Origin of the sequence: Gelidibacter pelagius (assembly GCF_017581925.1) — a bacterium.
In the GTDB taxonomy this organism is placed as follows: Bacteria; Bacteroidota; Bacteroidia; order Flavobacteriales; family Flavobacteriaceae; genus Gelidibacter; species Gelidibacter pelagius.
In genome coordinates this window covers 1-3742 of sequence record NZ_JAGEVG010000043.1, presented here as the reverse complement: position 1 = coordinate 3742, position 3742 = coordinate 1, and the positions used below count along the sequence as shown (strand labels likewise).

Genomic DNA, 3742 nt, shown 5'->3' with positions numbered 1-3742 from the left:
AAAGGCTCTATGAGAGTTTCTTTAAAATTACTGTCATTTTGAATCTGTTTAGGAGAAACACAAAATTATGCTAATTCCGTCGAGCTTTTAATTTTTAAAGCCACATTTTAAATGTTCTAAGTTTTTTAGTCTTGGTTCTTGATTCTTATAGCGCAGCGGTCTTGATTCTTATATCGGACGCTACAGAATCTTGAATCTTGAATTTTGATACACTCATACCCATCGCACACCTACCGATGTAATTTATTACTTTTTAAAACCTTGCGTCCCTTGCGATTTTTCATTGCGCTCCTTGCGGTTAAGATCTTGTCTTAGATCTGTTAACATTTAAATGTAAAGACGAAGCATTTATTCCCAATGGAAGGTTTTAATACCCAGAGTTTCTTGACTTTGGCAGATCAGTTAGCCCCCGAAAGCTACAATAGAACGATAAAATGGAGCCTTAAGGTTGAAATCAATAAAAAACACGTTCAAAATTGTAGATTTTCTTTAGATTTGCTCTTTATTTTAAAATCCATAAAAAACTCATAATGACAAGTCACCCCAAAATTACGGTATTAGGATTAGGATATGTAGGTTTACCACTTGCTGTAGAATTTGCAAAGCAATTTTTGGTTGTCGGTTTTGACATCAACCAAAAGCGAATTGACGAGCTGAACCAGGGCGTGGATAGAACTTTGGAAGTTGATAATGACATTCTTCAGTCTCTCTTAGTTACAGATCCTAAGGCCAAAAGCGGCCTGTTTGTTTCAAATGACACGGCAGATATCGAAGATTCTGATTTTTATATCGTTACCGTCCCAACACCAACGGATGCACTAAACAAGCCAATTTTCACACCTTTGGTAAAAGCGAGTGAAACTGTAGGTAAGGTATTGAAAAAAGATGCTATCGTTATTTACGAATCCACGGTCTATCCGGGAGTCACCGAAGATATCTGTGTGCCGATCTTGGAGAAGGAATCAGGATTGACATTTAACGTCGATTTCTTTGCGGGCTATTCGCCAGAGCGCATCAATCCGGGAGATAAGATCCATACAGTGACTCAAATCTTGAAGGTCACTTCAGGTTCAACACCTGAAATCGCAATCAAAGTCGATAATCTCTACAAAACCATTATTACTGCTGGTACCCACATGGCTCCAAGCATAAAAGTTGCCGAAGCGGCCAAGGTTATTGAAAATTCGCAACGCGATATCAATATTGCCTTTGTGAATGAACTGGCCAAAATTTTTAGATTGCTGGACATTGATACCAAAGCGGTTTTGGAAGCAGCAGGTACCAAATGGAATTTTATTAAAATGTCTCCAGGATTAGTAGGAGGACACTGTATTGGTGTGGATCCGTATTATTTGGCCCAAAAAGCGATTGAATCTGGATACAATCCTGAAATTATATTGGCAGGCCGTAAGATGAATGACAGTATGGGCAGTTACGTTGCTCAGGAAACTGTTAAAATGATGATCAAAAAAGGAGCCACCATCAAAGGATCCAAAGCCTTGGTATTGGGAATTACCTTTAAAGAGAATTGTCCAGACATCAGAAATTCCCGAGTGATTGATATCATCAAGGAATTTGAAAGTTATGATGTGGAGGTTGATGTTTATGATCCATGGGCCTCTGCAGATGCAGTAAAACATGAATACGACTTCGACCTGATTTGTACCGATACCAAATTGGCTTCCAAATATGACGCTATTGTCGTAGCAGTTGCCCATAATGAGTTTTTAAAGTTGGATCTCAAGAATTTAAAATCAGATATCGGCGTTATTTTTGACGTCAAATGCTTATTGCCAATAGAATCCGTTGACGCCAGATTATAATGTACACACATCCTTATCATACCGAAGATTTATCAAACTACAGCTTTTTAATTACCGGTGGCGCAGGCTTTATTGGATCCAATCTGGTCCAATACCTCTTGCAACATGGCGCAAAGAAAGTCCGTGTGCTCGATAATTTCTCAAACGGCTATAGAGAGAACCTTACCGAATTTATGGCGAATCCCGCCTTCGAATTGATGGAAGGTGATATCAGAGACGTGGACACCTGCCACCGCGCGGTGAAGGATATGGACTATGTGTCTCATCAAGCGGCGCTGGGCTCTGTGCCAAGATCGATCAATGATCCGGCCACCACAAACGATGTGAACATTTCTGGCTTTTTGAATATGATGATTGCCATCAAGGACAATCCAAATGTGAAGCGCATGGTCTATGCCGCTTCCAGTTCTACTTATGGCGATAGCAAATCCTTGCCAAAAGTGGAAGACACTATTGGAAAACCTTTATCGCCTTACGCAGTGACCAAATACGTCAACGAACTCTACGCCGACGTGTTTGGCAAAACCTACGGCACAGATGTGATTGGTTTTAGATACTTCAATGTATTTGGACCAAAACAAAGTCCCAATGGTGCCTATGCAGCGGTAATTCCGTTGTTTATGCAGGCCTTAAAAGATGATAAATCACCTAAAATCAATGGCGACGGCGGACAAACAAGAGATTTCACTTTTATTGATAATGTGATTCAAGCCAATGTCAAAGGCATGTTTGCTTCAAAGGCGGCCGCCAATCAAGTGTTCAACGTTGCCTGTGGCGAACGTATTGATATCAATTATTTATGGGACTCGCTTAAATCTGCCGCCGACTCTCAGTTAAAAGCAGATTATGGCCCAGAGCGCCAAGGCGATGTCCGCGATTCTTTAGCGGATATTTCAAAAGCCAAGGAGTTATTGGGGTATTCGCCACGGTATACGGTGAGGGAAGGATTGAAGATTACTTGGGATGCGTTTGCTTAAAAAGAGAGTAGAGGATAGAGGGTAGTGGATATTGCACACACCCGAGCCAAGCGTCATTGCGAGGACCCCACCCTGGCGTCATTGCGAGGACGAAGGACGAAGCAATCTCCTAGTTGTGGCGCCATAACAGACAGATTACTAACAATTGATTATTTTTAAATTTAGGTATTAGTGAATGCTTCGCATTTGCCACGTCGCTCCTCCCAATGACGAATATACAAGACTCGCATTGACCACCATTTAAAAACAAGCACCTCATGAAACCCGGTTTCATTTACATCCTCACCAATAAAAACAACACCACTTTGTATGTTGGAGTGACATCCGTCATTGTGATCCGTGTAAAGCAACACAAAGAGAAATTCAATCTAAAATCCTTTACTGCAAAATATAATCTGGATAAACTGGTCTATTATGAAGCCTTTCAAATGATAGGTGATGCCATAGGCCGGGAAAAACAATTAAAAGCAGGCAGTAGAGCAAAAAAGGTGGAATTGATCGAAAGTATCAACCCTGATTGGATTGATTTGTATGAGGAAGTTAAGGAAATGTTTGGGGATTCTGAAGATACCATTTAAATGCATTATTGCGAAGTTCTATGACTCTCGTGACATTGCGAGGACTCCAACCCAAGCTTCATTTCGAGGGTTACATGAAAGGAAGTACTGCTTCATTGAATGTATATAGCGAAGCTATCGAGCGCGGCGATCTGTGTCTGTTAGGCTACCCAACCATGAGATTGCCGCGTCGCTCCTTCGTCACTCCTCGCAATGACGCTTGTGGGGCGTCGCTCGTTCGTCGCTTCTCGCAATGACGCTTGTGGGGGAACGCAATGATGCTTGTGGGAGAACGCAATGATGCTTGTGGGGGAATGTAATGACGCTTTGTATTGAGGTTTGGAATGCCTGTTTCGTTAAACTATTAAAAATAAAAAAGCGGACC

At 41.4% G+C, this 3742-nt stretch carries 3 protein-coding genes; all 3 read left to right on the top strand.

Going from position 1 to position 3742, the window contains the following annotated elements:
- The first annotated feature begins 530 nt into the window (after window positions 1-530).
- The 3 genes from J4051_RS18640 to J4051_RS18630 all read left to right on the top strand — a co-directional run bounded on the left by J4051_RS18640 (window position 531) and on the right by J4051_RS18630 (window position 3378).
- Complete coding sequence (locus tag J4051_RS18640; protein WP_208235399.1) at window positions 531-1823, top strand: nucleotide sugar dehydrogenase; 1293 nt, start codon at window positions 531-533, stop codon at window positions 1821-1823.
- Window positions 1823-2800 carry an SDR family oxidoreductase gene (locus J4051_RS18635; protein ID WP_208235398.1) on the top strand — a complete coding sequence of 326 codons (978 nt, stop codon included), beginning with the start codon at window positions 1823-1825 and terminating at the stop codon, window positions 2798-2800. The genes J4051_RS18640 and J4051_RS18635 overlap by 1 nt, the downstream gene beginning before the upstream one ends.
- A 257-nt stretch (window positions 2801-3057) precedes the next feature.
- Complete coding sequence (locus J4051_RS18630) at window positions 3058-3378, top strand: GIY-YIG nuclease family protein (RefSeq protein WP_208235397.1); 321 nt, start codon at window positions 3058-3060, stop codon at window positions 3376-3378.
- Window positions 3379-3742: the final 364 nt, after the last annotated feature.

Excerpts from the sequence above, each read along its gene's own strand:
- J4051_RS18640 (WP_208235399.1), top strand. The coding sequence starts at position 531 with ATGACAAGTCACCCCAAAATTACGGTATTAGGATTAGGATATGTAGGT.
- J4051_RS18635 (WP_208235398.1), top strand. The coding sequence starts at position 1,823 with ATGTACACACATCCTTATCATACCGAAGATTTATCAAACTACAGCTTT.
- J4051_RS18630 (WP_208235397.1), top strand. The coding sequence starts at position 3,058 with ATGAAACCCGGTTTCATTTACATCCTCACCAATAAAAACAACACCACT.